Here is a 25,746-nt window from a genome sequence, read left to right as displayed (position 1 = left end):
ACGGGGCTGCCGGCCCCGTGAGGGGCCCGCTCTGCCGCCCTTCACCGCAGGAAGGCCTGCACAGCAGACCCCTCACGGCTGCGAGTGGCCGCATCCGAGGGCTTTCAGAGCAGACGGACCTCCACGGGCTCACCGGCGGGCACCGGCCCCTTGCCGGACTCCAGGACGATCAGAGCGTCCGCAGCGGCCGCCGAGGCCAGCAGGTGCGAGCTGTATCCGCCCAGCCGGTGCGCCCTGTGCCCGTCCCACCGGGCGCGGATGATCCTCGTCCGCCCGGGCAGCCGCTCGAGGTCCTCGGCGCACTCGGCGGTGATCGCGCGCGGAGCTTCGGGTCCGGCCCCGGCCGCCGCGAGCGCTGGGCGCAGCAGCGCCTCCGCGGAGACCCAGGTGGACACCGGGTTGCCGGGCAGGCACACGACCGCGGTGCCCTCGATCATGGCCAGGCCCTGCGGCCCGCCAGGCTGCATGGCCACGTGCAGGAACTCGCTGTCGGGCTCGGCGCTGAGCACCCGGCGCACGACCTCGAAGGCGCCCTCGGAGATCCCGCCGGAGCTCACCCAGACGTCGGGGGCCTCGAAGTCCGAGGAGCTCAGCAGGGTGCGCAGCTGCTCGTCGTCGTCGATCACATGCCGCACGGCCGTGACCCGGCACCCCAGCCGCACCAGCTGAGCGCACAGCAGGGCGGCATTGGCGTTGTGCACCTGGGCTGCCGAGGGCTGCTGCCCCGGCTCGACGACCTCGTCGCCGGTGGTCAGGATCCCGACGCGGAGCCTGGGCCGCACGCGCACCCGCTGCAGCCCCAGGGCCGCGATCGCGCCGATGGCCACGGGGCTCAGGATCATCCCGGGAGGCAGCACGGATCCGCCCCGGGCGACGTCCGAGCCTGCGGGGCGCACGAAGCGCCCGCTCGGCTGCCCGGACGGCACCCGCACCGTCGCGCCCTCGGCCAGGAACTGCGACGGTGCCGCCTCCTCGACCGGCACGACGGCATCCGCACCGGACGGGATCGGCGCTCCGGTCATGACGGGGGCGGCCGTGCCGGGAGCCAGCGGCGCAGGCTCGTGCCCGGCGGCTCCGGTGACGGCCACGAGCAGCTCGACGAGCCCCGGGTCAGCGCCTCCGCGCTGGCCGCTCTCCTTATGGGCGCTGTCGTCTTGGCCGCCGTCGCTGTGCGTGTCCGCTGCGCGCACGGCGTAGCCGTCCATCTGGGAGTCGTCGAATCTCGGCAGCGGGATCGGGGCCGTCAGCTCCTCGGCCAGCACCCGACCGGCGGCATCCTCCAGCGCGACCTCCTCCGTCGCCCGGTCTGACCACCGGCTGCGCTCGATGACGCCCTGGATCGCGGCGATGTGCTCGTCCACGCCGCGCGATCGGTGCCCGTGCCCGTGCCTGCCGCCGTGCCCTGCCATGTCGGCCACCCCTCCCGAGTCGGCTTGAGCCGTGTCAAGGCTTCTGGATCGTGTGCTGTCTATCGTGGCTGATCCTGCCTGCGGGCGGGACCGCTGCACCGCGGAAGGCGCCCGAGCAGGCAGGTGTGTGATGCCGCACAAAGCAAGTCCGGGCCACCGCAGCAGGATCCGCAGTCTGCGCCGATAGCCTGGCAGACACGACCAGCACCGGCTGGAGCACAGCCGGAAAGGGAACGAGGTGACCCCCATGACCACCGCTCTCGGGATGCCGGGTCTGCGCACACGTCTGGAGCCCTCGCCTGCGGATCCGGCACTGGGGCTCGTGGACTCCTTCGGGCGCAGGGCCGCCGATCTGCGCATCTCCCTGACCGACAAGTGCAACCTGCGCTGCACCTACTGCATGCCCGCCGAGGGGATGGACTGGCGTCCGTCGTCCGAGCTGCTCACCGCCGCCGAGATCCAGCGCCTGGTGGGCATCGGCGTGCAGCGCCTGGGCATCGTGGAGCTGCGACTGACCGGCGGCGAGCCCCTGATCCGCCCGGATCTCGAGGAGATCATCGCCGGAGTGCACCGCGAGCACCCCGAGCTGCCGATCTCCCTGACCACGAACGCGATCGGGCTGGATCGCCGCGCCGCCGGGCTCCGGGCAGCCGGGCTCACGCGGCTGAACGTCTCGCTGGACACCCTGGACCGGGCGACCTTCGCCCGTCTGGCCCGCCGCGACCGGCTGCCGCAGGTGCTGGCCGGCATCCGGGCCGCTCAGGAGGCCGGGCTGGAGCCCGTGAAGATCAACTCCGTGCTGTTGCGCGGGATCAACGACGACGGCGCCGCCGACCTGCTGGCCTGGACCCTCGAGCAGGGGCTGCAGCTGCGCTTCATCGAGCAGATGCCCCTGGACGAGGACCACACCTGGACGCGCCGCGGCATGGTGACGGCCGCGGAGATCCGGCAGCTGCTGAGCCGGCGCTTCCGCTTGGATCCGCGCCCCGTCCCTCGCGCCGGCGCCCCGGCAGAGCTGTGGGACGTCCGCGCGCTGGATGCCGAGCTGGCGGACGAGCCGCTGGGCACCGTGGGGATCATCGCCTCCGTGACCGAGCCCTTCTGCGGCGACTGCCGGCGCACCCGCCTGACGGCCGAGGGTGAGATCCGCTCGTGCCTGTTCTCCCACGAGGAGTTCGGCCTGCGCGACCTGCTGCGCGGTCAGACCGAGCAGGGCGCGCTGCCGCAGGAGCGGGCGGACGAGCTGATCGCCGAGCGCTGGCGGGCAGCCATGTGGATCAAGCCCGCGGCGCACGGCATGGATCGCACCGGGTTGGGCGACGACGGCTTCGTGCAGCCCGTCCGCTCCATGTCCGCGATCGGCGGATGAGATCCTGGTCGTGACGCCCGCGTGCGCGCGGGCCGCGTACCGTGATGCCGGAGATCGCGAGGAAGGTGCGACATGTCGCTGACGATCAACTACTACGCCGCGGCGAAGGCCTCGGTGGGCCAGGACTCGCAGGAGCTGGACTTCGAGGCCCTGCCCCGAGACAGCGACGGCCGAGTCACCCGGGGTGCAGTGGAGAACGCGCTGATCGCGGCCCATCCCACGGCCCCTGCCGGCGAGCAGCCCCTGGCCGAGGTGCTCGAGCGCTGCTCGTTCCTGCTCGACGGCCAGGCCTGCCCTGAGCCCGAGACCGAGATCTCCGACGGCTCCGCCCTGGACGTCCTGCCGCCCTTCGCCGGGGGCTGAGGTGACCCCGCTGCCGAAGCTGCCGGTCCCGGTGCCCGCGCCGACGCCCACCCGCAGCTCCCGCGCGGCGCTGAGCGCGATCGTGGTCGCCGGTGGCCGGTCCTCTCGCCTGGGCGGATCGCCCAAGGCGCTGATGCGCCCGGATCGCGACGGCGCCCCTGCCCTCGTGCGCGGCGCCGTCGACGCCCTGATCGGACTCGGCCTTCCGGCGCATCGGATCGCCGTCGTGGGCCCGGAGGGCCTTCCCCTGCCGGACGGCGTGCTGCGCACCCGAGAGGACCCGCCGTTCTCCGGTCCGGCGGCCGCCCTGGCCGCTGGCGCACTCGCCCTGGGGCTGGCCGAGCCCTCCGGGGCCTGCGCCTCCGCCGAGCCCTCCGAACCTGAAGGGGGCGACGATCCCGCCGCGTCCGGCACTGCGGACCGCGCCGTCGACCCCGACGAGCAGTGGACCCTCACCCTGGCCTGCGACATGCCCCGGGTCGCCGACGCCGCTCGGGCCCTGATCGCCGAGATCGAGGCACGGGGCACGAGCCGAGCGCCCTCCCCCGCCTCGGAGGCCACCGACTCGGGCCACACCGGCACAGCGCCCCTCGAGGCCCCGTGCGGGATCGTGCTGACGGACCGCGGCATCCTCCAGCCGCTGGCCGCCGTCTACCGCAGCGCGGTGCTGGGTCGGCAGCTGGTCGACCAGCCCGTCGTCGATCGCTCGGTGCGTCGAGTCCTCGGGCCGCTGTGGGACCGGCAAACGGCCGTCAGGGGACTGACCGATGACGTCGACACATGGGACGATGTGAAGAGATTCGGGCTCGTGCCCGTTCAGGACTGAGGAGACCATGAGCGATCAGCCGCAGACCCCCCGCACCCTTCGCAGCCCCGACTGGGCGCAGGCCCGCCAGGCGGCCTTCGACGCCGCTGCGGCGCTGCCGCCGCACTGGCTCCCGCTCGGGGAGACGGTGGGCGAGACCCTGGCCGAGGACCTGCGCGCCGAGCGTCCGGTGCCCCACTACACCTCCTCGGCCATGGACGGCTGGGCAGTGAACGGACCGGGCCCCTGGCGGATCAACCGCGGCGAGTACGAGCAGATCGACCAGCGCGTGGCCTGGGCCCGCACCGAGGAGCCGCAGCTCAAGCCCCCGCGATCGCTGGCCGTCGGCGAGGCCGCACCCATCGTCACGGGCGGACTGGTCCCGTTCAGCACGAGCGCGGTGCTGCGCTCGGAATGGGGCCTCGAGGACGGCGACTCGCTGCGCCTGAGCCCCGAGGCACCGGAGGGCGCCCCCGAGGAGGGACAGAACCTGCGCCGGGCAGGCCGCGAAGCCGAGACCGGAGAGCTGCTGATCCGCGCCGGGACGCGGCTGACCCCGGGGCACGTGGCCTTCGCGGCCACCACGGGCCTGGACATGCTCCCGCTGCTGCGGCGCCCGCGCGTGACGCTGCTGCTGACCGGCGACGAAGTCGACGAGGACGGCGTCCCGGAGCCGGGACGGGTCCGGGACGCCTTCGGCCCGCAGCTGCCGCAGTTCGTCCACCTCCTGGGCGGTCAGGTGGATGCCGTGCACCGCGTGGGCGATGACCGCGAGCAGATGCTCGAGCGGCTCACCGGCTCCGCGGTGGGCGCGGAGTCCGTGCTGGACTCCCGCGCGCAGCTGATCATCACCACGGGCGGCACGGGCCGCTCGACCGCGGATCATCTGCGCCCGTCGCTGGAGGACAGCGGCGCGCATCTGCTCATCGACGAGCTGGGCCTGCGCCCGGGCCACCCAGCGCTGCTTGCCCGCATGCCGGAGGACGGCCCGTTCGTCCTGGGCCTTCCCGGCAACCCGCTGGCGGCCATGACCACCCTGATGCTGCTGGGGGCGCCGCTGCTGGCCGGGCTCGGCGGCAACGTCATCCCGCCGCTGACCACGGTGCGCCTGACCCGCGAACTGCCGGCCTCCAAGACGGATCGACTGGCACCGGGACTGGCCTTCGTGGCCGGCGCCGCCGTCTCCGGGACCACGATCACCGACCTGAGCGAAGACGCTGACGCCCAGGGCACCGAGCTGCCCAGCGCGGTGGCGCTGTCACGCGCGGGCTCCGACCAGCTGCGCGGCTTCTCGCAGGCCAACGTGCTGCTGCTGATCCCCGCCGACGGCGTGCGGCCAGGCGAGCCCGTCCAGGCGCTGCCGCTTCCCTGGCTCTGAGGCGGCGGGAGCAACGGTCGGCCGGACCGTAAGGGTCCCGTCGGCCGACCGAGCAGGCTGGTCCGTCAGGCCGTGACGAAGTACGTGATCGCGCAGATCACGAAGACCGCAGAGGCCGCCAGCGCGCACCCCAGCTCGATCACGATGCCGAGGCCCATGGCCTTGAGCGCGACCCAGCTGGACTCCAGCGCGGCGTTCAGGTCCCGCTGCCGGTAGGTCTCCGAGAGCAGCAGGCCCACCGCGAAGCCGATGAACAGTCCCACCACGGGGATCACGAACAGGCCGATGACCGCACCGATCACCCCGTAGAGCACAGAGCTGTTGGGGATCTGCCGCTTCTTGAGCCGAGCGCCGGTCAGCGCCAGGGAGGCCGACATCCCCGCGATCGCCAGCGGGACGCCCAGGGCCAGGGCCACCCATCCCTCCGGCGAGCGCACGACGACAGCCCAGATCACTAGGCCGATCACGACCGTGATCGATCCGGGCAGGACCGGCACCACGATGCCGATGCAGCCGATGGCCAGCAGGAGGACGGCGACGACGGTCGCGATGATCTCGGGGAGCATGAGGCCCATTGTGCCTGCCCGAATGCCCGTCGGTCTCCGCTCCACAAGCCTGAAGATGCACCCTTGCTAGCATGCAAGAGCCCTGACGGATTCCCGTCAGGGCATCCCTTATGCAAGGAAGGGCTCATCATGAGCAGCACAACCCCCGGCTCGACGCCGCCCGGAGAGCCCTCGAGCGCCTCCGGACAGGACGTGGATCACCAGCCGTCCGAGCTGGTCCCCCCGTCGCCGGCAACGGAGACCGACACCTCGTTCGATCGCCAGCATCACCTGCTCGACTCGCTGCGCGACTCCCTGACCCGCGCTCAGCCCGAGACCCGCAGGGGCCTCGACACGGTCGTCTTCGGCTGCGCAGCCGTTCTTGCTGTGGTCTTCGTGGCGTGGGGCCTCATCAATCCCTCGGGCCTGGGGGCGGTGGCCGATCACCTCCTGGCCGGGACCATCACGGGCTTCGGCTGGCTCTACGTCATCGCCGCCACCGTCTTCGTCGTCTTCGTGATCTTCCTGGCGTTCTCCAAGTTCGGGAAGATCCCCCTGGGACGCGACGGCGAGAAGCCGCAGTTCTCCACGTGGTCGTGGATCTCCATGATGTTCGCCACCGGCATGGGCATCGGCCTGGTCTTCTACGGCGTGGGCGAGCCGCTGTGGTTCTACATGGCACCGCCGCCCGAGACGGCTGATCCCTCGACCACCGAGGCCATGCGCACCGCCATGGGCACGACCCTGTTCCACTGGACCCTCTACCCCTGGGCCATGTACGCGGTCGTCGGACTGGGCATGGCCTACGGGACGTTCCGCCTGGGCCGCTCGCAACTGTTCTCGGCCATGTTCACCTCGGTCTTCGGCCGTCGCTTCGTCAACGGCGTGGGCGGGCGGATCATCAACATCCTCGCGATCCTGGCCACGCTCTTCGGCTCGGCCTGCTCCCTCGGCCTGGGCGCCCTGCAGATCGGCGGCGGCATCAGCTCCGCCGGTATGATGGAGACCGTCACCACCCCGATCCTGGTCGGCATCATCACCGTCCTGACCATCTGCTTCGTGGTCTCGGCCGTGTCCGGCATCGAACGCGGCATCCAGTTCCTGTCGAACTCCAACATGGTCCTGGCCGTGATCATCGCGCTGATCGTGTTCGTGGCCGGGCCGACCCTGTTCATCCTGGACATCATCCCCAACGCCATCGGCGCCTTCGTGCAGGAGCTGCCGGAGATGGCCTCGCGCACGAACTCCGTCGGCGGCGAGGACATGGCCTCCTGGCTGTCCTCGTGGACGATCTTCTACTGGGCCTGGTGGGTCTCATGGGCCCCCTTCGTGGGCCTGTTCATCGCCCGCATCTCGCGCGGTCGCTCCGTGCGCCAGTTCATCGCCGGCGTGCTCGTCGTCCCCTCGGGCGTCTCGACCATCTGGTTCGCGATCTTCGGCGGCGCGGGCATCGGCCTGCAGCAGCGCGCCGAGTCCGCCGGCGACACCGGCTCCATGCTGGCCCAGCAGACCACGGAGGGCCCGGACATCAACTTCGACGCCATCCTGTTCGACCTGCTCAACGCCCTCCCGCTGAACCCGATCATGACCGGCGTGCTGATCGTGCTGACCATCATCCTGATCGGCATCTTCTTCGTGACCGGCGCGGACTCCGCCTCGATCGTCATGGGCGGGCTGTCCGAGAACGGCGCGGAGGAGCCCTCCAAGGGCGGCATCATCTTCTGGGGCGTGGCCACCGGCGCCGTCGCCGCGGTCATGCTGCTGGCAGGCGGCTCGGATCCCTCCGAGGCGCTCAACGGCCTGAAGAACATCACGATCGTCTCCTCGCTGCCCTTCATGATCGTCATGCTGATCCTGTGCCTGGCTCTGTACCGGGACCTCGCCAGCGATCCTCTGGTCCTGCGCACCGAATACGCCCGACAGGTGCTCGTCGACACGGTCGCCCAGGTCCCGCTGGACTCCGACGAGCCGGTGGCCCTGGCCACGACCACGCCCGACACCGGCGAGATCCCGGCCGTGAACGCCGACGGCACGCCGCGCAGCGCGGGCTCCACGGATCCTGAGGACGGCATCGTGATCCGCTCGCAGTCCCTCGGCGTCCCGGGCTCGCGTCCGGGCGGGCCGTGGGACAACGCCTGGGACGACCCCGACGGCACCCGCTCCGCGGGATCCGAGGGCAGGGACAGCCCGCCGCGGGCCTGATCATCCGCACCACCGGCGGATGCCGTCGACATCGACCATGTCGACGGCCTCGGCTCGTGCCCTAGGCTCGAGGCGATGCCGTCTTCCGACAAGCGCACCCCCGTCAAGAGCTCACGCCGCGCCGCCTCCGCCGCCCGGCGCAAAGCGCCCCCGCGCCCCAAGCCGCGCGAAGGCAGCCGGGCTGCGGGCGGATCGGCCCCCGGCCGTCCGAGCGCGAGCCGTTCGGGTGCGGTGCTGCGCGCCTGGCCCGTCTGGGGCGCCCTCGGCCTGCTGATCATCGGCACCGTCGGCACGATCTCGCACAACAGCGACCCCAGCTGCTCGGATCACGGCGGAGCCATCCCCCGCGAGTGGGCCGACGACGTCGCCCATGCCGCCGAGGTCTCGGCCCTGCCGCCCGAGCTCGTGGCCGCGCAGCTGGACGTGGAGAGCCGCTGGGACCCGGAGGCCGAGAGCCCCGTGGGCGCCCAGGGCCTGGCGCAGTTCATGCCCGAGACCTGGGAGCTCTACGGCGAGGGCGAGGCCACGGATCCGGAGGCCTCGATCCGCGCGCAGGGCTACTACCTGCGCGATCTGCGCGAGATGGTCTCCGAGCTCGATCCCGCCGACGAGCAGGAGGAGACCGATCTCGTCCTGGCCGCCTACAACGCCGGGCCCACGGTGATCCTCGAGGAGGGCGGCATCCCGGAGTACCAGGAGACGCAGAACTACATCGATCAGATCACCGAGCTCTCCGAGACCCGCTACGCCGGGGTCTGCTCCGAGGAGTCCTGAACCACGCCTCCCCAACAGGAACCCCGCGCACGACGACGGCGCCCGCTCCCTCGAGGGGAGCGGGCGCCGTCGCAAGCAGGGGGCGATCCCGGTGATCAGGCGCTGATCAGCGAGCGCATGGAGCGCAGGGCCACCGACAGGGCCGCCATGTCCGTGGCGGCATCGCCTCCGGAGCTCGACTCGATCTCCTGGAGGGTGCGTCCCACGCGCTCCAGGGACTGCCGGTTCTCCTCGATCCAGGCCTCGACCTTCTGCTCGGCCGTCTCGCCGTCGGCGCGCAGCGCCATGGCGGTCATGGACGTCAGCGTCGAGTACACGTCCTCGCGCATGGACATGCGCGCCAGGACCTCCCAGCGGGTGGTCTGCGGCAGGCCCGAGATCCGGGTCAGCATCGTCTGGATGCCGAAGCGCTCGTGCAGGGCGAAGTACAGCTGCCCCACGAGCTCGAGGTCCTGATCCTCGCCCTCGGACTCCGCGAGACGCACGATGTCCAGCAGCGAATAGGAGTCCAGCAGGCGCGACCAGGTCTGCGCGAGCTCCTCCGAGATGCCCTGCTCGAGCGCCAGCTGTTCGCGGCGCTGCGCGGCCTCGGCGTCCTCGGCTCCCAGGAAGGTGAGCCCCTCCCGACGGACCTCGGGGATCTGGGCGAAGGCCTCGACCACCTGCTCGACCGGCTGCTGGGACAGGCCGCGGCTGATGAGCCAGCGTACGGCGCGGTCCAGCAGGCGTCGGACGTCCTGGATCATCTGGATCCACTGCTCGGTCGAGACATCGGCCGGCAGCTCCGCCAGTTGCTGCAGCAGGGGGTCGAGCTCGAAGATCTCGACCGCCGCCAGGAAGGCCGCGGCCAGCTCGCCGGGCTCGCACGAGGTCTGCTCGAGCGCACGGTAGGCGAAGGTGGCCCCGCCCATGTTGATCATCTGGTTGGCCACCAGGGTGCCCACGATCTCGCGGCGCAGCGGGTGTGTCTGCAGATCCTCGCCGAAGCGCTCGCCCATAGCCTCCGGGAAGTAGCGCTGCACGATCCGCGCCGTCCAGGGGTCCTCGGCCAGGTCCGAGCGGATCAGCTCGCCGGAGAGCTGGATCTTGGCGTAGGCCGTGAGCACCGACAGCTCCGGGGCGGTCAGCGGCTCGTCGATCTCGGGGTCCTCGGCACGGGCCTCGAGCTGCTCATCCGTGGGCAGGTACTCGATCTCGCGGTCCAGGTCCGCGTTCTCCTCGAGCCAGTCCATGAACCGCGCGTAGGTCAGCGCATAGTCATCGGCCTTCCAGCGGTCGACGCTCAGCGTGATGTTCTGCGCCACGTTGGTGCGCAGCACGAGCGAGGCCAGCTCCTCGGTCATGGACTCGATGAACCCGGCGCGCTCGTCCTGGGGGAGCTCCCCCGCCGCGACCATGCGGTCCACGAGGATCTTGATGTTGACCTCGCGGTCGGAGGACTCCACACCGCCGGAGTTGTCGATCGCGTCCGTGTTGATCAGCACGCCGTTCTGAGCGGCCTCGATGCGGCCCAGCTGGGTCGCGCCCAGGTTGCCGCCCTCGCCGATGACCCGCACGCGGACGTCGGCGCCGTTGACTCGGATCGCGTCGTTGGCCTTGTCGCCCACATCGGCATTGGTCTCGGTCGAGGCCTTGAAGTACGTGCCGATGCCGCCGTTGTAGAACAAGTCCACGGGCGCCTTGAGGATCGCGCGCATCAGCTCCGGCGGGGCCATCTCCGTGGTGCCCTCCGGCAGGCCCAGGACCTCGCGGACCCGCTCGGAGACCGGGATCGACTTGGACGACCGCGAGTGGACGCCGCCGCCGTCGGAGATCAGGGAGGCGTCGTAGTCCTTCCACGACGACGGCCCCATCTCGAAGACCCGCTTGCGCTCGGCGAAGGAGGCCGCAGGATCCGGATCCGGGTCCAGGAAGATGTCGCGGTGGTCGAACGCGGCCACGAGCTTGATGTGCTCGGAGAGCAACATGCCGTTGCCGAAGACGTCGCCGGACATGTCGCCCACGCCCACGACCGTGAAGTCCTGGGTCTGGGTGTCGTGGCCGAGCTCGAAGAAGTGGCGCTTGACCGACTCCCACGCACCGCGGGCGGTGATGCCCATGGCCTTGTGGTCGTAGCCCACCGAGCCGCCGGAGGCGAAGGCGTCGCCGAGCCAGAAGCCGCGCTCAAGGCTGATGGCGTTGGCGGTGTCCGAGAACTTTGCAGTGCCCTTGTCCGCGGCGACCACCAGGTACGAGTCGTCTCCGTCGCGGCGCACCACGGCCTCCGGGACGACCACACGGTCCTCGCCGTCCTCCTGCGGGACCAGGTTGTCGGTCACGTCCAGCAGCGAGCCGATGAACTCCTTGTAGGCGTCCTTGCCGGCCTCGCCCCAGGCCCCGCGATCCTGCGCCGGATCCGGCAGCTGCTTGGGGAAGAAACCGCCCTTGGCGCCGTCGGGGATGATCACGGAGTTCTTGACCATCTGCGCCTTGACCAGGCCCAGGACCTCGGTGCGGAAGTCCTCGCGGCGATCGGACCAGCGCAGCCCGCCGCGCGAGACCGGGCCGAAGCGCAGGTGCGTGCCCTCCACGCGCGGCGACCACACCCAGATCTCGTGGCGCGGACGCGGCAGCGGTGCCGCGGAGATGCGCCGCGGCTCGAGCTTCAGCGCGATCGCGGGCCGGCCCTGCTGGTAGGCGTTCGTGCGCGCGGTGGCGCAGACGACCTCCACGAGGGTGCGCAGGAAGCGGTCGGCATCCAGAGAGGGGACCTCGTCCAGGGCGGCCTCGAGCTTCTCGAGCACCTCGGCGCGGGCGGCTTCGCGGGCTTCGTCGTCCGGCTGCCCGTCCTCGCCGGCGAAGCGCTGCGGGTCGAACGAGGTCTCGAACAGCTCGACGATCCCCCGGGTGACCTGCGGCTGGGCCAGCAGCGTGTCCGACATGAACTCGAAGGAGTGCGGGACGCGCAGCTGCAGCAGGTACTTCACGTAGGCGCGCAGCACGGCGATCGAGCGCCAGTGCATGCGCTCGGCGAGCACGAGCCGGTCCAGGGAGTCTGACTCCGAGCGACCGGAGATCACGGCGCAGAGGATCTCCTCGATGAGGTCCTCGGTGCGAGCGTCGTCGGGGCCCACGGCATCCACGCCTTCAGGCAGCTCGACGCCGAAGTCGTAGAGCTGGAACTCGCGGCCGTCGCCGGTGCGGACCTGGTACGGCTTCTGGTCCAGCACCGTGAGCCCGAGGTTCTGCTCCATGGGCAGCATCTCGGTCAGCGTGAGGCTGCGGGTCAGGTAGACGTTGACGCGCACGGGCTCACCCTCGGCCGTGGACGGCGCCACGCGCACCTCGGCGGGCAGGGCCTCGTCACGGCCCCACAGCATCTCGCAGCGGCGCAGGTCCTCGATGGCCTCGTCGATCTCGTAATGGGCGCGGTAGTCCGCGGGGAACGCCTCCGCCCAGCGCTGCACGTATTCCCGGGCGCGCTCGGGGTCGAAGAGCTCCTCGATCTCCATGGACAGCGCCTCGGGCCACGAGCGGGCGGCCTTGCGCACCTTCAGCTGCAGGTCCTCGTGATCCACCGGCGGCGGGGTGTCCTGCGGCAGGCGCAGCCGGAAGAAGAGCCGGGCCAGCGAGGAGGTCGACAGCGAGACGTCGAAGTCGACGTCCACCGCGCCGTAGGCCTCGGTGAGGATCTCCGAGATCCGCTCGCGGACCTCGGTGTTGTAGCGATCGCGCGGCAGGTAGACGACGGCCGAGACGAAGCGCCCGAAGAGGTCCGTGCGGCAGAACAGGCGGGTCACGCGTCGCTCGTCGAGCTCGACGACCCCGCGGGCGGCCCGCACGGCCTCCTCCACGGACATGTGCAGCAGCTCGTCGCGCGGGTACTCCTCGAGCACGGACTGCAGGTCGCGCTCCGAGTGGGAGTCGGGGCGGAAGCCGAAGGTCTCGGAGACGGCCCGGACCTTGTCCCGCACCCACGGGGTGTTGCGGGCCGAGGTCGAGTACGCCTTGCGGGCGAACAGGCCCAGGATCAGGTACTCGCCGTCGACCTGGCCGTCCGCGTCGAAGCGGCGGACTCCGATGTAGTCGAGGTAGTCGTTGCGGTGCAGTCCCGAACGGGTGTTCGCCTTGGTCACGAACATCGCCTGGCGATCGCGCGCGTGCTCGGCGGCCTGGACCGTCAGGCGCCGCGGGCGTCCGGACTTCTCCTCCGTCTCGGCGAGGATGCCCAGGCCGCTGCCCTCCACGGAGGACAGGTACAGGCCCTCGTCGTCCTCGCGCAGGTCGTACTCCTTGACGCCCATGAGCACGAAGCGCCCGTCGAGCAGCCAGGTCAGGAACTCCTGGGCCGGCTCGACGTCGTCGAGCTGCGAGCGCATGGGGCTCAGGGAGTCGTTGACGCTGCCGACCCAGCGGACCATGTCGTCGTGATCCGCATCGATCTGCGCGACCGTGCGCAGTGCGGGGCGCAGGCCCTCGATGAGCTCCTGCGCCTGGGACTCGTCCAGGTGCTCGGCCAGCTCGACCTGTATCCAGGACTCCGCCGCGGACGTCTCGCCGAGGGCCCCCACGATCGGGATGGTCTGCGTGTCGCCGCTGGAGATGGCACGAACGTCCTCGAGCTCGTCGACGGAGCGCAGCTCGCCGTCGTCGTCGCGGGTGGCCCGCAGAATGGGGTGCACCACCAGGCGCGCGCCGCCCCAGTCGCCGGCGATCCGGGCGTTGAGCGTGGAGACCAGGTAGGGGACGTCGTCGGCGACGATCAGCACGACCGTGCGCGAGCCCTCGTCCAGGGTGGTGATCAGGACCTCGCCGCGCTCGCGGTGCTGGGCGAGCTCGCGGTGGCGCTGGGCACGGGCCGCGAGCACGTCCTCGCCGCGCCTGTCGAGATCCTGTGCCGGAGCGCCGGCGTAGTAGGTCCGCATCCAGGGCTCGGAGCCCGGCCGCGGATGCCGCCGCCCTCCGGAGTCCTGCGCGTCTGCGGTCGAGGGGGCGGGACGGTCCTGGGACTCTGCCACTGGGGGATCACACCTTTGTGAAGTCGTGAGCTGGTCATCCGCTTCTGGCGGCCGATTCGGCCACTGTAGCCGGGGGACAGCGGCCGTGACAGGGAAACGACGGCGCTCGAGTCCGCGCGCCCAGACGGCCGCGGCCACCGCGCGCCGCCGACGCCCGCAGCGCGGCCTGCGGCCCACCCCGACGACGGCCCGCCGAGCCCGATCGACGGAGCATCGCCGCTGGTCACGACCCACTTCATGCATCTGAGGCAGTTCACGCGCAGGTCATCCGACGGACCCCAGCGCCTCGCCCGGGGGCCACCTCAAGCTCAGGGGCGATTCCTAGTCTCGGCAGGGCCTGCCCAGGCGGCATCCAGCCTCTGCTCCTTCGGACCGCCCGCAGGCCCGCACTGCCCCGCATGCATCTCCCACCCTCCGCTGGAAAGGCTGCTCCCATGCCCACGAACCTCACGCTGCGCACCGCCGCGCTCGGCGCCGTCCTGGCCCTGGCCGCTTCATCCGTCCCGGCCGCCGTCGCGGCTCCCGCCACCGCTGCCCCGTTGGACGAGCGGGCCTCGCAGGCGGAGGACTTCGACCTGCAGTCCCACCGCGGCGGGCGCGCCGAGTGGACCGAGTCGTCCCTGACCGCCTTCTCCCGCTCGCTCGAGCTCGGCGTCACGACCCTCGAGCTGGACACGCACCTCACCGAGGACGACGTCGTCATGGTGTGGCACGACGACACCATCCAGCCGGAGAAGTGCCAGGACACCGGCCCGGTCACCCCCGGTGATCCGGACTACCCCTACGTGGGCGATCGCTTCCGCGAGCTGACCTACGCGCAGATCCAGACCCTGGACTGCGGTTACCAGCAGCTGCCCGGCTACCCGGTGCAGGACAACATCGAGGGCAACCGCATCGCGACCCTCGAGGAGGTCTTCGCCGTGGCCGTCCAGCACGGGGCTCAGGACGAGATCCGCTGGAACATCGAGACCAAGGTCGAGGACCCCGCGAACGCCCCCGAGCGCGAGGCGCTGGTCGACGGCGTCATGGCCACGATCCAGGAGCACGGCTGGCCCGAGCGCACCACGCTGCAGTCCTTCGACTGGGCGGCCCTGGATCAGGTCCGCGAGATCGATCCGGACATGACCCTGGTGGCCCTGGCGGAGTCGGAGAACCCGGTCGGCGCTGGCATCGACCCGCAGGATGCCGCTGATCGCGGCTACGACGTCTGGTCGCCGGCCCACGCGCTGCTCACGGAGGAGAACATCGCCGAGGCCCACGAGCTCGGCCTCGTCGTGACCCCGTGGACGGTGAACAACCGGGCCGACATGGAGCGGCTGATCGACTGGGGTGTGGACGGCATCATCACGGACTACCCCTCCACGCTGCGCGACGTCATGGCCGATCGCGGCTGGGCCCTGCCGAAGGCCTACCCGCTGGTCGAGCAGCCGCAGTTCGGCCGCGGCGCTGAGACCCGCGCCGAGCGCGAGCACACCGGCGCGGCGCGCTCGGTCGAGGGTGTGCGCGAGCGCTCCGAGACCGCCCGCGAGCGCTACACCCGCTGAGCGGATCGGCTGCGGCGACGCCCGCGGCCCGGCGACGACGGCCGGCTCCCCCGCGCGGGGAGCCGGCCGTCGTCGTCGCGCGTGAGGACTGGGCGGATCAGCCGATCCACTCCTCCTGCAGCTGCAGGACCTGCGTGTTGATGATCCGGGGGTGGGTGTCGCCGCTCCAGTGGTTCAGGGCGATGCGGATCAGGGACCCGTGGGTGACCATGAGGACGTCGCGCCCGGGATGATCGGCGGCGACCTGCTGCACGGCCTGCAGGGCCCGGGCCACGAGCTCGTCCTCCGGCTCGGCCGGGGCCATGAGCTCGGCGTACTCCTCCGGGGTGAGGTTCTCGTTGTGCTTGCCCTCGGTGGAGCCGAACGACCGTTCGATGAGGCCGTCGTAGGTCCCGCCGAACTCCGCGCCCAGCGTCTCGGCCACGATCTGCCCCGTCTCGCGCGCACGGGACAGGGGCGAGGTGACCACCGCATCCCAGCTCTCGCCCTCGTCGAGCATGCGCTGGGCGGCGTCGCGGGCCTGCTGGCGGCCCGTCTCGTTGAGCGGGACGTCCGTGCGGCCCTGGAAGCGCATGGCGCGGTTCCAGTCGGTCTCGCCGTGGCGCATGAACGCGAGCATCTGCTCTCCTGACCGGCCCCGTGCGGGGCCACGATGTCTGCTGGGGCGAGCCGGGCCCGCCTGCTCGGGCCGGTCCGGACAGACTGGGGCCATGAGCGATTCCAGCACCAGTGTCCCCCAGCCCTCGGACTCCCGCGATGACCCGGGCCTCACCCGGCTGATCTACGGCGCCATGCCCCTGGGCGGCTCGTGGAGCGCCGATGATCCGCTGACGGAGGAGCAGGAGGAGGTCGGCTTCGCGGCCCTCGATGCCGCCGAGGAGGCGGGGTACCGCGACCTGGATCTGGCCGACATCTACGCGGCGGGCAAGTCGGAGACCGTCGTCGGCCGCTGGCTGGCCCAGGACCCACAGCGACGGCAGCGGATGCAGGTGCAGACCAAGGCGGGGATCCGGATCCCGGGCGGCACAGCCGCCGGCGATGCGCCCATGCACTACCGGCTCGACGCCGCCACGGTGCGCGGGTCGCTCGAGGAGTCGCTGACCCGGCTCGGACTGGAGTCCGTGGAGCGGTTCTTCATCCACCGCTGGGACCCGCTGGCCGATCTCGACGAGCTCGGGGCCGCACTGGATGCGATCGTCGACGAGGGACTGGCCCGCCGCGTGGCGGTGTCGAACATGCCGTGGGATCGCCTGCAGCTGCTCCAGCAGGCCATGACCAGCCCGCTGTCGGCCGCCCAGGTCCAGCTGAGCCTGGATCACCGCGACCTGATCGAGGCTCAGATCCTGTGGAACCATCCCGAGGGCCGCACCACGGTCCAGGACGGGACGTTCCTGGAGCGCTGCGCCCGCGCCGGCATTGAGGTCCAGGCCTGGGGATCGATGGCGCAGGGGATCTTCACCGGAGCACCCGCCCCTTCTTCGACCGACGAGGTCCGCAATCTGCAGCCCACGATCGAGCTCGTGCGGCAGCTGGCCCAGGAGCTGAACTGCTCGCGCGAGGCGGTGGTGCTGGCCTGGCTGATGCGCCTGCCCCACCGGATCCGCCCGGTGATCGGCACCACCAGCTCCGATCGCATCCGCGCCTGCGCGCAGGCCGATGTGGCCGCCGCGAATATGACGCACGAGCAGTGGTACCGCCTCTGGAACACCGCACGCGGCCACGACGTGCCATAGGCCCAGGTCACAGACCACATCCGCCGCTCTTGTCGTCGCAATAGCGGACAAGCGGCCCCGGAACGGCTCACCGCGCGGCATTCCGGCTTGCCAGCCCGCCCCCATGCCGGTAATTTGCGATCGACATACCGGCGCGCGGCTTCCCCCAGGCCCCCACCTGGACGCCGCCGGCATGGGGAGGAGCATCATGACCACCACCGTCGAGTCCGACGACCACAGCGCAGCAGCCCCGATCCTGGGCGTCGATCCGTCGTCGCTGAGCCTGCAGCACCGCGTCCCGCGCCTTCCGGCGCTGGCCGTGCGCACCGAGCAGCTGCCGCAGCTCGTCTCTGCCTCGGTCGAGCTGCGCCTGCTGGGCAGCGGCCACCAGGTCGTGCTGCGCCTGGACGAGACCGAGTGGATCGAGACGCTCGCGCAGATGCCCGGAAGGCTCCCGCACCTGCCCACGCAGACCCGGGTCGAGTCCCCGCTGCCCGGAAGCGGGCCATACGAGGCACGCTGCACGCTGACCGAGCACTCCCCCCGAGGTCTGGTCAAGCAGCGCGAGCGCTTCCAGCACCACAGGGCGGCCGCCCAGGCCTCCCTGCTGCTGCGCGGCGGCGACGGCGCCGCGGCCGCCGTGTGCCTCTACCTCCCCGACGGCGACGACGAGCTGCAGTGGCGCACCTGGCGCACGCAGCCGGCGACCGGACGGCTCGTGCAGACCGTCAGCACCGTGCAGCTGCCCCCTGCGATCGGACGGCGGCTGCGCGCCAGCTGAGCCGGCCTCGCGGCGCCGTCGTCGTGCCCGCACAGGGCGGCACCGCCCTCAGCTGAACAGCGGATCTCCCGCGTACGGGGCCAGCAGCTCGCGCTGGGCCGGCTGCAGGCGCAGCACCGTCTGGGACTGCGGGTCGAAGAACGCGAGCTGCGTGTGCGCGCGGATGCACCATTCGCCCGTGCGCGGGTCAGCGATCTCGATGCCGAGGATCAGCGCTGCGCCGGCCGCCTTGACGATGCGCACGCGCGTGGGGGCGGGGATGTTGCTGTACTCGAGCGGACGCACGTAGCGCACGCGGTGCTCCACCACGAGGGCCTGCGTGCCCTCCGGGAGGGCGTCGAAGAGCTGGACCCGCGCCGGCCGCGCCTGGTTCCCGGTGCCCACGGGCACGCCGAAGGCCTCGATGCGCGCCTCTTCGAGCATGCGCACGATCTCCACGTTGTTGATGTGGCCGTAGGCATCCATGTCGCCCCAGCGCATGGGGATCTGAACGACGACGCCCGGGCCGTCCTGGGCGATCTCGGGCGCAGCAGATGTGTGTTCGGACATGTTGCGGGATCCTTCCGGGTGGGGGCCCCAGAATAGAGGCTGCGGCACCACGACCCGCATCCCACCAGAGAAGATGAGCATCGCCATGAGCACGACCACTCGCACCGGCAAGCGGACCGCTCGCCGCCGTCGGCGCCTGAGGGCCCTCGGGCTCGGCGCCGGCGTCCTGGTGCTCGTCTGGCTGGTGGTGTGCACCGTCGTGGTGCTGCACCCGGACGTCACCGAGGACCCCCAGCCCGCAGATGCGGTCTTCGTGCTCGGGCCCGCCGACGAGGCCCGCGTGGCCCACGCCCGTGACCTGATGGACCAGGGGCTCGCCCCCACCGTCGTGTACGCGACCCCGCAGGGCGACTTCGGCGGCGGCGGCGAGGCGGCGACCGACGAGATCGGCAAGCCGCACTGCGATCAGGGCAAGGACTACGAGGTCATCTGCTTCGAGCCGGACCCCTCCACCACGCAGGGTGAGGCCATGAAGATGCGCGAGCTGGTGGCCGAGCGGGGCTGGGACAACATCATCGTGATCACCATGCGCCCCCACGTCTCCCGCGCCCAGCTGATCGTGGACCGGTGCTACAGCGGCGAGGCCCAGTGGTCGCCCATCGACTACGTCGACGACTACTGGCGCTACCCCTGGATGACGTTCAAGGCCTACGTCTACCAGTCCGCCGGCTTCCTCAAGGCCTGGGCCACCCCGGGCTGCGACAATCAGCTGCCCGGCAATCCCAAGTCGATCTGAGGCCCTTCAGACGCTGACCCGAGGCCACCGCCGACGTCGACCTGGGGCCCCGCCGACGCGAATTGGCGCGCGAGCGCGGACTCGGGTACGCTATCCGTCGTTGCCCGCAGGGATGAGAGTCGCTGCGAACCACGAGCGCGAGTGGCGGAATTGGCAGACGCGCACGGTTCAGGTCCGTGTGCCCGAGAGGGCGTGGGGGTTCAAGTCCCCCCTCGCGCACGATTGTGATGTCTCAGTACATCGGAAACACCCCGAACCCTCAGGTTCGGGGTGTTTTTCGTTGTGGCTGGTACTTCCGCGTGGGGTCCAGGGTGAGCTCGCGGAGGATCTCTCCGGTGGCCTTGGCCACGATGGTGATCTCGCGGTCCTCAACGATCAGAACGACGTGGGTTCGGGCGTGGGCTCGGTGATCCGGACGGGAAACGTGCCGGTGACCTGCTGAACCGTGACTTCACCGCGGCGGCTGCGAACCTGGTCTGGGTCACGGACTTCACCTACGTCCGCACCTGGGCGGGATTCGTCTATGTCGCGTTCGTCCTGGACGTGTTCGCCCAGCGGATCGTGGGCTGGCACGCGTCCTCGAGCAAGAAGGTCGACTTGGTCATGACGCCGCTGCGGATCGCGCTATGGCAGCGAGAACGGGAAGGAAACCCCATCTCACCAGGAGATCTGATCCACCACAGCGACGCCGGATCTCAGTACACAGCGATTCGGTTGACCGAGCATCTCGCGCTCGAGGGCATCGCCCCGTCGAGCGGGACCGTCGGCGACGCCTACGATAACGCCCTGATGGAGACGGTGAACGGGCTCTACAAGGCCGAGTGCATCTGCACCACCGTGTTCCACGCCGGGTCCTACCGAACCCTCGCGGACGTCGAGTACGCGACCGCCGGCTGGGTCGACTGGTACAACAACCGGCGACTCCACGGCACCCTCGGGATGCTCACCCCGATAGAGTTCGAGAAGCTCCACTACGAGGCCCTCACCCGAGAGTCCGAACCCGCAAAGTAGCGGCATCAAACCTGGGCCGGTTCACTCCAGCTACCACGACCTCTGGCACGTCGAGCAGTCGTTCCGGATGAGCAAGACAGACCTCCAGGCCAGACCCATGTTCCACCGGCAACGCGACGCCATCGAAGCTCACCTGACGGTCGTGTTCACCGCTCTCGCGGTCGCGCGATCCATGCAGAACACGACCGGGCTGAGCCTGAAGAAGATCATCACGACCCTGCGTCCGATCCAATCCGCGCTGCTCCGCGCCGGCTCACACACCCAGCTGATCCCTCCGCACATCCCTGAGAACGCCGCCCTGGTCATCAATCAGATCACCGGAAAACCGGGACACTAAGCCAATGCATCAAGTCAGGACAGGGATTCCCGCTGGCCCCGGCAGTAACACCTACGTACGCGCCAGCGAGTACGTAGGAAACGCCCGGCGCACAATCGGCCGTCGCGGATACGTCGACGAGTCCAGTCTCGATCTATGGGCAGGGCAGCCCCGCGGCGTTCCGTAAACGAACATTTCCGGTATCGGGAAACGCAACACCTGCCAGCCGGTGTCGGAAATGGCGTTTCCCCCGGAACGGGGTTATGACTCGGTGACCGTTTCTGAGACCGGTGTGCGCGTGGGGTTATTGGCGGGTCCGCAACCTCCGCACGAGCGTCTCAGGTGCTGCGTGAACCCTGCATCCTCAAGGATCGCGCACCGGGTGCGACAGCGAGTTCGCCGTCGTCGAGCGCGATGGGTGGGGTTCCTGCGACGACCACGCCGGCTCGTTCCCACGGTCGCTGTCGCCGCAGGAACTGCAACTCCTCCGCCATCCACTCGTGCCAGAAAGCGATGGTTTGCTCGGTGTCCCCGTTGACCCCCTCCGCGATGTCGCGAGCGATGCCGCGTTCCTCGGCTGCGGCGAAGTCGGACTGCACCCACACCGTGACATCAATGAGGTCTTCCAGCTCTCGTTGGCTGGCTCCTACACCTTCGACGACAACTAAATCCAGGTCGGAGGAGATATCGATCGTCCCGTCCCGTCCGTGGAGTGCCCAGGCAGGTGGGCGGAAGGAGACGTCTTCCCCGCGGTGCAAGGGTCGTAAGAGGTGGTCAGCCAGAAGATGGCCCCACGCGAAGTAGGGCTCGTACCAGGCGACGTCATCTGTGTGGATGATCGCTGAACGGGGCACCTGCTGGCAGAGCCGCTTAGCTAACGTTGACTTGCCGGACGCGCCGCGGCCGTCTACAGCCACGATTCGCGGCCGCTCAGCCGGCGTTCCCGCTGCCCGGAACAACAGGTGAACGAGGTCGGCCTGAGTCATGGCGCTCCAAGGGCCAGCAGCAGGCTCCTCAGGGGGCAACTTCATAGACATGGACTCAGCATGCACTATCACGCATCGAGTTGCCGCTACAACGCTTCCGATTCTGCCGCCAGGCGTCGGGCTACCCACGGCGGCCAAAGGATCGATTGCACTCGGCTGAACTGTGATCGTTCTGGAAGCCCTGGTCCGGGGTTGCTCGTGCGAAAACGAAGGTTTCTGGGATGCTCGTCAGGCCCGAAGCTCCTGCAGGTCGTGGCGTCCTGAAAAGTGGTCCCATTACCTGTGCGGTCCAGAGTGCCCCGGCGCCGCCCGCCCCCCAAGGCGCCCAAGGCACCCCGACCGCGCCCACCGAGCGCGGACGTGAACGCGTGGATCGACGGCTTCTACCACCACTACGACCGCATCCCACCGCGCGACGAGATACGGCACGCCTTCCACGAGCTGACCCAGTCCGATGCAGAGCAGTACCTACGCGACGCCCAGAGCCGGCTGTGGAATCGCGAGTCGTGAAGACGCGCGACCGAGCGATCGTGACCGGGCCAGCGTTGCGTGCCGGCGGGTGAGCTCAGCCCACGTCTAGGGGTAGACGATGAAGGTGTGGGTTGTGTACTCGGTTTCCACAGCCAGGCCATCACGGACGATCAACGGAGGGCCCACCCCCTCTCCGTGATATTGGCCGGCGCATGAGCACTCGCAGTCCCAGCGTGTCTCAGGCGAGGCGTTCCAGCATGCCTCCACGCACGTCGTCTGGGTTGCTCCGTGGAGGGTGACTTCCACCCGGGTCCCGAGCTCGCCCGGTAGCTGCTCGATCAGGGCTCGGAGGTGTTCGCGTGCGACCTCGAAGCACTTCTCGTCCCTGTTGTACCTGGGGCGAGTCTGCTCTCCGCAGATCCGCTTGAGGAGGTCACGGTTCCCCGACCCTGGCTGGTAAGGAATCTTGACCTTCGTGCGCCCTCTGAGGGGTCGAACGATGCTCGCCATGCCCACAACGTAGCGCTTTCCTAGGAAGCCCACGGCATGATGGGCCGATGACATCAGCGCCGGCCCTTGTGATCCTCCGTGGAAACTCGGCGTCGGGGAAGTCCACCATCGCCCGGAAGGTTCAACACGACCTTCCCCGAGGGCGTATCGCAGTGATCGGCCAAGACCCCGTACGTCGAGAAGTCCTCTGGGAAGAAAACGACAACCCCGTGTCGACTATCGCGCTGACCGAGGTCATGGTGCTTCACTGCCTCTCGCGGGGGCGCACAGTGATCATCGAAGGCATCTTCAAAGTGGCGCGCTACGGCCAGATGTTCCAGCGACTGCTCACCGGCCACGACGGGCCGGCTCTCGTGTACTACCTGGATGTGAGCCTCGCTGAGACGCTGCGCCGCCATGCACTCAAGCCCATCGCCGGGATCGTGAGTGACGACGAGGTCGCGTCCTGGTACGCCGAACGAGACACCCTCGGAGTCCCGGGTGAAGTGCTCCTCCCGGAACGCATGAGCGAGGATGCGCTCGTGACGAGGATTCTGAGTGACCTTGCGGCGCTCGGCGTCAGCGGAGGGGCTATGTCCCCTCCGGATCACGCGGCCAGCCACCTGTAGCCCTGAGCCACAGCGTCCTTATTGGGTATACCCCACGGCGCAGATGTTTCACGAAATTGCCGATTCGGACCCTGTGGCACAGGGACGCCTACGGTGCCGTAACTGTCACGCAGGGTGGTGCTCAATGCAGCAGAAGTGTCAGGTTGAGGTGTGCCAACTCGCGCATCAGTCCCTTTTGATGCTGCTGTGGCCGAGGCTTCGGAAGACGTCACCGAAAGTGTCGCCGGTGGAGTGCAACTCGGTCGGCCCCATCACAGCGATCGAGAGGTGTTCGCCATGGCCGTTCAAGAGGTCACGGTAGCCTTCGCAGAGTGCGACTCCGGTGCGGATGGAATCCTCGGCCGTGCGCGGGCACGGGGTGGAGACGCCTGGGGTGCCAGTGGTCTCGTAGTAAACCCATGCGTGGTCAAGGCTCAGGCTTGCCACGTCGTCGAGGTGCTCTCGGAGATCATCCTTGACTGTGAACGGTAGCGCATCGATGGGCGAGGTTGACTCCAGGCCCGCGAGGTGGCGCTGGTAGAACGGTGACTTGTCCTGGCAGTACTCGATGGTTTTCTGCAAATTCGTGGCCTGCCATGCATCCAACGCTTCCGCACTCATTTCACCGGACCATTGGCGTTTCTGGGCGGCGGCGAATTCGTTTGCACCCTCCCACAGGTCTGCGTTTTCGAGAGGAATCACCTTTACTTCTCCTTCGCGGGATAAAGCGGCAGGTCGCCGGTCAGGGAATTGATCGCCTTCTTGGGGCCGCAGAGACCGATCGCAGCGAGTTCGAGGTCGTGCGTGCTCGTCGAGCTCATCTTGGAGATGTACTCGTCGTAGGTCTTGCATCCCTGGGCCAGTCGGGTGAAGGGGAAGACATCAATTCCGGAATTTGCCTGATCGGCGCGGCTCCAGGCGGACCCGAGCAGGCTTTCATCGCCGGCCAGAACCGGTAGCGGGGCTAAGACGACCCCGGGCAGCTCAGAGTCAGCAGTTTTCACCGGCGGCCCCATGAGTGCGGGAAACGCGGTGGTGATCATTGCCGCGACGATCGACGCGGCATTGACTGCCAGTCCCGTGGGGAGATGACGGTCGACGACGATGACGGTTTTATGTTGCTCGGCGCTCATGGCTGGAAGTCCTTTCGGGATGGAGGAGTGCTGATCTGGGGTCGTTGCTTTCCCGTACGGGTCGGGGAGCTTCGTGCATTCATGGCGACACCGATGATGACGGTGATCGCGCCGACTGTCTTGAGTACGGTGATCTCTTCTCCGGCGATCACGACCGCCCATACGACTCCGAACACGGGCACGAGGTTGAGGACCGCTACGGCTTGGCTTGGTTTCAGCGCCGTGAGGCCGAACGTGTAGAGGAGAAACGCCAGGGCGGAACAGCCGACGGCGAGGTAGGCGATCAGCCAGATCGCGGGCGCGTTGAGGTTGGTGGTCGTACCCTCGGGCAGGAGGGGCACGAGCAGGCAGAAGCCGATACCTCCCCAGAGGTTCTGCAAGCCCGTCGTGGGAAGCACGCCGAGACGTTGGCTCGGCGATACGTTGACCGGCCTCCGGGTCGAGATCATGTTGTAGGCGGTCCATGCGACTCCGCCGAGGAAGAGGAAGAGGATCCCCCAAGGACGGTGGGGTGTTTCCTGGGCGGGCTCGTCGATGGTAACGAGCACGACGCCGACGAACGCGACGAGGGCTCCGACGACGTTGATCGGGGCCGGCCTGCGGCGGTGGAAGATGGCTTCGGCGAGCATCGTCATGACAGGATAGGAAGCCACGATCAGGACGGCGTCAGTGGCTGTTGCCAGGGCGACCCCATAGTTCTCGAGGGCAAAGTAGATCGTGATGCCGACCAGTCCCGCGCCTGCGACGGCCGCGTGGGCTCGCCAAGGCGCGCGCAGGTGTGCCCGGACAAGAAGGCAGCTGATGATCAGCAGTATTGCGGCAGCCAGGAACCTGATCGCGCCGAGTGTCAGCTCTCCCACGTAGGGAAGCACGACCTTCGTCACCGCAAACGAGGTGCTCCATAAGAGAGCGGCACCCGCCACGGCGCTGATATGGAGCAGTGTCGAGTCGCTTCTCATGGTCGTTCGCTAACGCCTGGGAGAATGTCGGCCACGGTCCACGTCGCGATCTGCTTCCACGCGTTCTTGCCCCGCTGGTGATCGGGATGAACCTGGAAGATGTCGTAATCACCAGCAGTGTCGAACGTGCTCACGACGAGGAAGTCGGCAGAGTCAGGCCTGCGGCTGGTGTCCCACCCGCACGCCCAAGTGGCGATCTCCGGGATGGTTGCCGGGTGGCCGCCGGTGATCGCGGCAGCTACTTGAGCCCGGGGATCGTCGCGGGAGACGTCCGGATTCAATGTGAACGCAACGACGTGCGTCAGTTGGCTCCCGCTCAATGTACTTCCCTTCAGTCGTCGGAGGCGGCGTACGTCCCATACGAGCCGAGCGCAACGTAACCACCTCGGTGACTACGTAGCGTGTCTCGAAATGTACACGGCATCCGGACCTCTGCCAATCGACTGCGGAGAAAGACGGGCTCCGTGTCCTGACCACCTATCGAACGGGATCCGGATGTGCCGTATCATGAGGAGCTGCGCGCAGTTCCACTGGGAACCTTGCCCGCAGGCTGCGAGGCGCCAGGCGTTGCACCCCCCCACTGCCTGCCGCGCCTGAAACGCCCAATGA

Annotated in this window: 22 protein-coding genes, 1 tRNA gene and 2 pseudogenes; 15 read left to right on the top strand and 10 right to left on the bottom strand. The window is 69.4% G+C overall.

The features are described from left to right. Nucleotides 1–104: 104 nt before the first annotated feature. On the bottom strand, nt 105–1,409 hold the full coding sequence (locus JOE55_RS08560; RefSeq protein ID WP_239547340.1) for a molybdopterin molybdotransferase MoeA: 1,305 nt from the start codon (nt 1,407–1,409) through the stop codon (nt 105–107). Between the two features lie 247 nt (nt 1,410–1,656). Here JOE55_RS08560 and moaA point away from each other — a divergent pair, with 247 nt between their 5' ends. From moaA to JOE55_RS08540, 4 genes are all read left to right on the top strand, one after another. Next, nucleotides 1,657–2,778: a GTP 3',8-cyclase MoaA gene (gene moaA / locus JOE55_RS08555; protein WP_204782634.1), complete on the top strand. Its 1,122-nt coding sequence runs from the start codon at nt 1,657–1,659 to the stop codon at nt 2,776–2,778. 72 nt (nt 2,779–2,850) lie between these two features. Continuing rightward, nucleotides 2,851–3,141, top strand: coding sequence for a MoaD/ThiS family protein (locus tag JOE55_RS08550; RefSeq protein WP_029643430.1), 291 nt, complete (start codon nt 2,851–2,853; stop codon nt 3,139–3,141). Between the two features lies 1 nt (nt 3,142). After that, on the top strand, nt 3,143–3,967 hold the full coding sequence (gene mobA, locus JOE55_RS08545; protein ID WP_338125465.1) for a molybdenum cofactor guanylyltransferase: 825 nt from the start codon (nt 3,143–3,145) through the stop codon (nt 3,965–3,967). 7 nt (nt 3,968–3,974) lie between these two features. Next, complete coding sequence (locus JOE55_RS08540) at nt 3,975–5,324, top strand: molybdopterin molybdotransferase MoeA (protein ID WP_053446772.1); 1,350 nt, start codon at nt 3,975–3,977, stop codon at nt 5,322–5,324. 65 nt (nt 5,325–5,389) lie between these two features. On the opposite strand, the gene JOE55_RS08535 is transcribed toward JOE55_RS08540, so the two are convergent. Next, nucleotides 5,390–5,890: a DUF456 domain-containing protein gene (locus JOE55_RS08535; protein WP_024289278.1), complete on the bottom strand. Its 501-nt coding sequence runs from the start codon at nt 5,888–5,890 to the stop codon at nt 5,390–5,392. Nucleotides 5,891–6,019: 129 nt separating this feature from the next. Between JOE55_RS08535 and JOE55_RS08530 the strand changes: the two genes are divergently transcribed. Then, the gene (locus JOE55_RS08530) at nt 6,020–8,071 is read left to right on the top strand and encodes a BCCT family transporter (protein ID WP_204782633.1); all 2,052 of its coding nucleotides are present in this window, start codon (nt 6,020–6,022) and stop codon (nt 8,069–8,071) included. Between the two features lie 75 nt (nt 8,072–8,146). Further along, complete coding sequence (locus JOE55_RS08525; RefSeq protein ID WP_239546554.1) at nt 8,147–8,845, top strand: lytic transglycosylase domain-containing protein; 699 nt, start codon at nt 8,147–8,149, stop codon at nt 8,843–8,845. 95 nt (nt 8,846–8,940) lie between these two features. Here JOE55_RS08525 and JOE55_RS08520 read toward each other — a convergent pair whose 3' ends face one another. Continuing rightward, entirely contained in the window at nt 8,941–13,842 is a 4,902-nt protein-coding gene (locus JOE55_RS08520; protein WP_204782632.1) for an NAD-glutamate dehydrogenase domain-containing protein, read from the bottom strand. A 434-nt stretch (nt 13,843–14,276) separates the two neighbouring features. On the opposite strand from JOE55_RS08520, the gene JOE55_RS08515 reads away from it, so the two are divergent. Further along, nucleotides 14,277–15,386, top strand: coding sequence for a glycerophosphodiester phosphodiesterase family protein (locus tag JOE55_RS08515; RefSeq protein ID WP_204782631.1), 1,110 nt, complete (start codon nt 14,277–14,279; stop codon nt 15,384–15,386). 97 nt (nt 15,387–15,483) lie between these two features. On the opposite strand, the gene JOE55_RS08510 is transcribed toward JOE55_RS08515, so the two are convergent. Then, the gene (locus JOE55_RS08510) at nt 15,484–16,005 is read right to left on the bottom strand and encodes a histidine phosphatase family protein (protein WP_204782630.1); all 522 of its coding nucleotides are present in this window, start codon (nt 16,003–16,005) and stop codon (nt 15,484–15,486) included. A gap of 91 nt (nt 16,006–16,096) precedes the next feature. On the opposite strand from JOE55_RS08510, the gene JOE55_RS08505 reads away from it, so the two are divergent. Together JOE55_RS08505 and JOE55_RS08500 are read left to right on the top strand one after the other, a co-directional pair. Further along, a complete protein-coding gene (locus JOE55_RS08505; protein ID WP_239546552.1) occupies nt 16,097–17,119 on the top strand; it encodes an aldo/keto reductase in 1,023 nt (340 codons plus the stop codon). Nucleotides 17,120–17,306: 187 nt separating this feature from the next. Further along, nucleotides 17,307–17,879, top strand: a complete 573-nt coding sequence (locus tag JOE55_RS08500; RefSeq protein ID WP_204782629.1) for a DUF2617 family protein — start codon at nt 17,307–17,309, stop codon at nt 17,877–17,879. Between the two features lie 48 nt (nt 17,880–17,927). On the opposite strand, the gene JOE55_RS08495 is transcribed toward JOE55_RS08500, so the two are convergent. Beyond that, nucleotides 17,928–18,428 carry an acyl-CoA thioesterase gene (locus JOE55_RS08495; protein ID WP_204782628.1) on the bottom strand — a complete coding sequence of 167 codons (501 nt, stop codon included), beginning with the start codon at nt 18,426–18,428 and terminating at the stop codon, nt 17,928–17,930. A gap of 85 nt (nt 18,429–18,513) precedes the next feature. On the opposite strand from JOE55_RS08495, the gene JOE55_RS08490 reads away from it, so the two are divergent. From JOE55_RS08490 to JOE55_RS08475, 4 genes and pseudogenes are all read left to right on the top strand, one after another. Continuing rightward, complete coding sequence (locus JOE55_RS08490; protein WP_204782627.1) at nt 18,514–19,164, top strand: YdcF family protein; 651 nt, start codon at nt 18,514–18,516, stop codon at nt 19,162–19,164. Nucleotides 19,165–19,299: 135 nt separating this feature from the next. Beyond that, nucleotides 19,300–19,383: transfer RNA gene (locus JOE55_RS08485), tRNA-Leu, on the top strand. A 195-nt stretch (nt 19,384–19,578) separates the two neighbouring features. Continuing rightward, nucleotides 19,579–20,175, top strand: a pseudogene (locus JOE55_RS08480) (IS3 family transposase); the annotation flags it as partial. Nucleotides 20,176–20,194: 19 nt separating this feature from the next. Further along, a pseudogene (locus JOE55_RS08475) lies at nt 20,195–20,512 on the top strand (IS1634 family transposase); the annotation flags it as partial. A 317-nt stretch (nt 20,513–20,829) separates the two neighbouring features. Here JOE55_RS08475 and JOE55_RS08470 read toward each other — a convergent pair. Then, complete coding sequence (locus JOE55_RS08470; protein ID WP_197459154.1) at nt 20,830–21,477, bottom strand: uridine kinase family protein; 648 nt, start codon at nt 21,475–21,477, stop codon at nt 20,830–20,832. A gap of 360 nt (nt 21,478–21,837) precedes the next feature. Between JOE55_RS08470 and JOE55_RS08465 the strand changes: the two genes are divergently transcribed. Together JOE55_RS08465 and JOE55_RS08460 are read left to right on the top strand one after the other, a co-directional pair. Beyond that, a complete protein-coding gene (locus tag JOE55_RS08465) occupies nt 21,838–21,987 on the top strand; it encodes a hypothetical protein (protein ID WP_006213710.1) in 150 nt (49 codons plus the stop codon). A gap of 518 nt (nt 21,988–22,505) precedes the next feature. Next, the gene (locus JOE55_RS08460; RefSeq protein ID WP_204782626.1) at nt 22,506–23,066 is read left to right on the top strand and encodes an AAA family ATPase; all 561 of its coding nucleotides are present in this window, start codon (nt 22,506–22,508) and stop codon (nt 23,064–23,066) included. 165 nt (nt 23,067–23,231) lie between these two features. Here JOE55_RS08460 and JOE55_RS08455 read toward each other — a convergent pair whose 3' ends face one another. From JOE55_RS08455 to JOE55_RS08440, 4 genes are read right to left on the bottom strand one after another with little or no spacing between them, the layout of a single operon-like run. Continuing rightward, the gene (locus tag JOE55_RS08455) at nt 23,232–23,747 is read right to left on the bottom strand and encodes a phenylacetate--CoA ligase family protein (protein WP_061712835.1); all 516 of its coding nucleotides are present in this window, start codon (nt 23,745–23,747) and stop codon (nt 23,232–23,234) included. A gap of 2 nt (nt 23,748–23,749) precedes the next feature. Continuing rightward, the gene (locus JOE55_RS08450; RefSeq protein WP_061712834.1) at nt 23,750–24,178 is read right to left on the bottom strand and encodes a DUF2000 domain-containing protein; all 429 of its coding nucleotides are present in this window, start codon (nt 24,176–24,178) and stop codon (nt 23,750–23,752) included. Continuing rightward, the gene (locus JOE55_RS08445) at nt 24,175–25,137 is read right to left on the bottom strand and encodes a DMT family transporter (RefSeq protein WP_204782625.1); all 963 of its coding nucleotides are present in this window, start codon (nt 25,135–25,137) and stop codon (nt 24,175–24,177) included. Before JOE55_RS08445 ends, JOE55_RS08450 begins: the two co-directional genes overlap by 4 nt. Further along, nucleotides 25,134–25,457 carry a Dabb family protein gene (locus JOE55_RS08440; protein WP_186367347.1) on the bottom strand — a complete coding sequence of 108 codons (324 nt, stop codon included), beginning with the start codon at nt 25,455–25,457 and terminating at the stop codon, nt 25,134–25,136. Before JOE55_RS08440 ends, JOE55_RS08445 begins: the two co-directional genes overlap by 4 nt. Between the last annotated feature and the right edge of the window lie 289 nt (nt 25,458–25,746).

Source organism: Kocuria palustris (genome assembly GCF_016907795.1).
Classification (GTDB): Bacteria; Actinomycetota; Actinomycetes; order Actinomycetales; family Micrococcaceae; genus Kocuria; species Kocuria palustris.
Note: the sequence above shows the minus strand (reverse complement) of the source record. Positions and strands in the feature narration are given on the sequence as shown.